Annotated in this window: 6 protein-coding genes; 3 read left to right on the top strand and 3 right to left on the bottom strand. The window is 37.9% G+C overall.

The annotated features are described in order from the left end of the window. From AC4GME_RS15770 to AC4GME_RS15760, 3 genes are all read left to right on the top strand, one after another. Nucleotides 1–596, top strand: a 596-nt coding sequence (locus tag AC4GME_RS15770; protein WP_490379733.1) for a hypothetical protein, incomplete at its 5' end; no start/stop codon positions are given. A 120-nt stretch (nucleotides 597–716) separates the two neighbouring features. Next, nucleotides 717–1340 carry a LysE family transporter gene (locus AC4GME_RS15765; RefSeq protein ID WP_490379732.1) on the top strand — a complete coding sequence of 208 codons (624 nt, stop codon included), beginning with the start codon at nucleotides 717–719 and terminating at the stop codon, nucleotides 1338–1340. Between the two features lie 156 nt (nucleotides 1341–1496). Beyond that, entirely contained in the window at nucleotides 1497–1871 is a 375-nt protein-coding gene (locus AC4GME_RS15760) for a hypothetical protein (protein ID WP_490375560.1), read from the top strand. A gap of 184 nt (nucleotides 1872–2055) precedes the next feature. On the opposite strand, the gene AC4GME_RS15755 is transcribed toward AC4GME_RS15760, so the two are convergent. The 3 genes from AC4GME_RS15755 to AC4GME_RS15745 form a co-directional block, all read right to left on the bottom strand. After that, on the bottom strand, nucleotides 2056–2505 hold the full coding sequence (locus AC4GME_RS15755; RefSeq protein WP_490375561.1) for a hypothetical protein: 450 nt from the start codon (nucleotides 2503–2505) through the stop codon (nucleotides 2056–2058). 318 nt (nucleotides 2506–2823) lie between these two features. Beyond that, nucleotides 2824–3327 carry a CreA family protein gene (locus tag AC4GME_RS15750; RefSeq protein WP_490375562.1) on the bottom strand — a complete coding sequence of 168 codons (504 nt, stop codon included), beginning with the start codon at nucleotides 3325–3327 and terminating at the stop codon, nucleotides 2824–2826. Between the two features lie 19 nt (nucleotides 3328–3346). Next, nucleotides 3347–4123 carry a Zn-ribbon-containing protein gene (locus tag AC4GME_RS15745; RefSeq protein ID WP_490375563.1) on the bottom strand — a complete coding sequence of 259 codons (777 nt, stop codon included), beginning with the start codon at nucleotides 4121–4123 and terminating at the stop codon, nucleotides 3347–3349. Nucleotides 4124–4239: the final 116 nt, after the last annotated feature.

The raw sequence follows: 4239 nt of genomic DNA, 5'->3' as shown, positions 1-4239 counted from the left end.
ATGTTAATAAGTTTTATACTCAGTCATTCAATCAGCTAATTATCCTGACGGTAGCAATTCTTGCATTCTCTGCGCTTGTATTAGCGATTTTAATTGGATTTTATCAGCGCTGGTTCTTGAAAATTGAGCATAATGCAATTGAAACCTCTTTAAAGAAAGAGTTAGGTGAGCACTTTAATAAAAAGTTAAGTGAAGTAGAGTTTAAATACCAGGAAAAAGAGCTTCATTTGCAAGCTGAAATCACATTGCTTGAAGAAAAAGTTCAGAAAAATATTGATGAAATTGCAGCTGGTGTTTTCCATGTTCAAGGTGTCAACCAACTTGAAAATGATAATTATCTTGGTGCGCTTAGAAGTTTTGCAAGAGCTTCCATAAAAAATATGAAATGTGCTAATGAAGCAAACTTAAAAACTATGTTTGGTTTTATCAATACTTGTTTGCAGTCTTTAGATCATGAAACTTTGGGGCTTGATCTCGATTTGAGAAAATTAGTGGATAAGTTAATTGAAGATCTTGAAGAGTATAATGAAAACTCCCGTTATACTCGGGAGATTAACGATCTAAAAATAGAATTTAAAAATACCTTAGCAAGGTAACGAATAGCCTTTGGCCGTTAAAGTGCGCTCAATTTTAGCCGACTAAATTGAGCTACTTAACTGGGACGTCTGCTTGTTTTTGTTATTATATGAAAATAACGATATTAAATAGGATTATGTATGGATTTTAATGTGTGGCTCGCCTTTGTTGCTGCTTGTGTTATTTTCAGTATTGCTCCCGGGGCTGGAACAATTACTTCGATAAGTAATTCGCTTAACGGCGGATTAAAAATGGCTAATAAAGGATTGCTTGGTCTGCAAATGGCACTTTTAGTGCATTTGCTGATTGTCTCTGTGGGACTTGGTGCTTTGCTGGCTTCTTCGGCGTTTGCATTTGTCGTTATCAAATATCTAGGTGCTGCATATCTTCTCTATCTTGGCGTAACAAAGTTTCTAAGTAATAGTAATCTTCACTTGGAAAATTCCTCTTCAACAGCGGTCGTTGCCACGAGTAAGTTGATTAGGCAAGGGTTTGTGGTCAATATGATGAATCCAAAATCGATTATTTTCCTGGCTGCATTTCTTCCGCAGTTTATCAATTCCGAGCAAGCGATGGCGTTGCAGTATTTCATTCTTGGTGCAACGGTTCTTAGTATAGATACACTGGTCATGTTAAGTTACGCAGTCATGGCAAATATCGCTAAACCTTATCTTTCCAGCCCGCAAGTTATGGTGATGCTCAACCGTGTATTCGGCTCATTGTTTATTACCATGGGCGTTACTCTTGCGCGAGTCGAAAGATAATATTAACTGTTTAAGTTTTTGTCCCGGCAGCTACAAGCAGGCAAACCTTCGGCCGTTAGCTTTTGTGATTACAATGTTCATTTTAATAACGTGTCTTTATAGATAGCTTGTGTGCGTATTAGTAAATATGCACTCTGATACTCAATTGGAGGGAAAATGTCATATCAAATCACGTGGGAAAAACAGGGTGTTTTCTGGAAGGTTGACGGTGAGGTTACGGCACAAGAAATACTCGATGTTGGTGATGAGATCTATCATGATGCTAGATTTGATTCAATTCGCTATTACATTTGTGATGCAACAGATGCACAAGCATTTTGTATCTCAAATATTGAAATAGAGATAGAAGCGGTAAAAGGTACAGGCCAGTCTATACACAAAGAAGTATTTAAATGTGCATTTATTGCTACTGACAAAATAATAAGAAAGCAGGTTGAACAGTATATATACAGATCAAAATCATTACTCTCTACATGGGAATTTGAATTGTTTGAGTGTATTGAAGAGGCAAGAGAGTGGGTGGCCTGCTAACTTTATTACTTCAGCCCGTTATTACAGAATAAATTTTCACTTAAAATTTATTGGTTATGCGCTTTGTTATTGGTTATTGGCAAACTATCCCCAAGCTACTTGCTGACTTATGTGCTTGCAAGTAGCTTGAAGATATAAAAAATCGTCAGACTTTCTAATATATTTACCGACTTGTTGCCTGCATTTACTCAAATAAAGGACATGCTGCTCGAGTACATAATGATGCTGTACAGGCTCCCAACTCGCTACTCGGGACTAGTTTTGCGCAATAATTATAGGCTTTGTTTATAGTATCCTGACTTGGAAAGCCTGCAGGAATGACTCCTTTATCAAATTTATCGCTAACACATTTTCCAAGCATTTGTGAGTCAGTGACTGTTCCTGTAAAACAGTCACCGGCCTTTGCCATAAGATCTGCTGTCGTTACTGTCTCTTTTTCCGACGTTAAAATAGAAGCACAATCACCTATTTCACTGGATGCGACAATTTTGGCGCATATAGCTACCCGTTTTTCAAAGTCCAATTTAACAAACTCTGACATAGATACATCCTTTGCTTGGGCAAAGCCAATCATCGCGCTAAATGTTACAATGATAATGGCAGATATTTTCAATAATTTATTTATTAATTTCATAACATACCCCATCTGTTTTTTTACAATTAACACCTCATACTGCTTGCAATAAGAGGAGGATCTAGATTTTGATATAGACCAAGATAAGTAATCTTGGCAATCAAGATCTTAATAACCACTCTTAAATGACCAGATAGGAGCCGATAAAATTTCAAAATAGAGATAAAAGTGAGGCGGGGCTTTTGTCTGCCAAAGGCGATGTGATTTTACGTTTGTGCTGATTGCAGTCGTTATTTCTGAATAATTATAGGATTAGATAATTTAAGGGGAAATGAGTTCCCGTGCAGTGCATGGGAACTCTAGCTATTGTGTTTCCGGCTACTTATCGACTTTTACAGCGCCCGCAACTGGGGCTGCATACGCTTTGCTTCCCCATAATGGAACCGTCGAAAGGCTGTGCTTGTAACTGCCAGATGTTTCTTTTGTTGAGTAAGAAACATACATCAGAGTTTGATTATCAGCATCAAAAATGCGACGGATTTTCATGGTTTTAAAGAAAATACTTTTTGACTTCTTAAATACCACTTGCCCGGATTTTGATTTATCAATTTTGCTAATCATTGCAGCTGTAATTTCACCTGTCTGGCGGCAGGAGATAGATGAATCCGATGGATCGGAGAAACTTAAATCGGCTTCAATACTCGCCACATGGCAAGTTATACCTGTAACAATAGGATCAATGAGCATATTAAGTTTTATATCTTTTGTCGTGAAAACGCCTAAGCTCACATCACCGACTTCATCTTTTGAACAACTTTTTAAGGCAAAAAAGCCAATCACTAAAACAATAATAATCGCACCGATTAGTTTGATTTTTTTCATTATTTATCTTCCCCTGTTTTTATTTCTTAAAGTCCCAAGATAGGTTTGAGACTAGCTGGCATTGGTCACATTTAAAATCAAAGATATCAAATAGTGGCTCTGGCAGTTTCCACTCTCCACCGCAGCTAGGACATTTGCGTTCCTGCTCATCAATTAAGCTTTTACCCGCAACGCGGTATAGATAATAATAGGTCGGTATCTTGGTAATGTATTGAATACGTTTACAAAGGTTTGAACCTCGGTAAAAAAGTTTACTGTCAACTTCACCAATCTCTTTTAAAACAAAGCTAGAAACGGCGGAACCGTTCATCTGCAGTTCATCACAATTTACCCACTCCTCCTGCCATTTGATTACACTTTTGCGATCGCCATTACTGATAGCCTCAGGTGTGCGGTACAGTGGAATGGGCGCAAGCGTTTCACCGCAACGTAGTGGTGAACAGGTATCTAGGAAGGTGGTATATAAAACTTGCCAGCTCGGTTGAAAGTTAGGCGCACATTCCAGTGAGTTCAGATCTTCAGCAATGGTTTTAATTTTAGGCGAGAGTAAACCCGCTTCGGTCAATCCGTTTAATGCATGTTTTACTTGCGGGCTGTTAAAAATTTCATCTAAGCTGTTTTCTTCGGGGCAGACTAAACGTGCCACAAACCAGCCTTCAAACATGGCAATCGGGAATTCACGGCCTAAAATCTGCCCGTTATAACGGAGCATATCAAAGTAGTTATTAATGGCTCTTTCAACTGCTGCGTACTGGGTGTTTTGATAACACTCAAATCTTAGTTCTTTAATAAACACGGTTAGTTTTCATCTTCTGTTTTAAGTTGTTTTTGCAGGTTTTTTACTTCTGTTTTTAAACTTTTTATTTCTGCAATCAGCGGCGCTATCGCCTGCTTGATTTTAGTGTCTAATAA

The sequence above is a fragment of the Psychromonas sp. genome (genome assembly GCF_983033635.1).
The sequence above is the reverse complement of the archived record's forward strand: the minus strand, read 5'-3'. Positions and strand labels throughout refer to the sequence as shown.